Origin of the sequence: Paraburkholderia sp. SIMBA_027 (genome assembly GCF_046535315.1) — a bacterium.
Lineage (GTDB): Bacteria > Pseudomonadota > Gammaproteobacteria > Burkholderiales > Burkholderiaceae > Paraburkholderia > Paraburkholderia tropica.
Genome location: NZ_JAWRWY010001725.1, coordinates 1 through 231, shown reverse-complemented (window position 1 = coordinate 231; position 231 = coordinate 1). Strand labels below are relative to the sequence as shown.

1 pseudogene is annotated in these 231 nt (G+C 68.0%); it reads right to left on the bottom strand.

The features are described 5' to 3' along the window. Window positions 1-231: pseudogene (locus SB764_RS45070) on the bottom strand (mechanosensitive ion channel family protein); the annotation flags it as partial.

Below are 231 nucleotides of genomic sequence, written 5' to 3'. Positions count from 1 at the left end.
GGAATGCCTTCGGCCGGCAGCGGCAGCTGGCGCGCCATGCACGTCATGTCGCGGCGGATTCGCGGATGGCCCTTCAGGTAGTTCGCGACGTACGCGCGGAACGTGCCGAGATTCGTCAGCTGGCGGCGGTTCGCCGGGCATGCGCCCGCCGTGCCGAGCGTGCCGTTCCATTGCGCGATCGCGTCGACCTTGTCTTCCAGGTAGTCCTTCAGCAGCGTCAGGCGTTCGAGC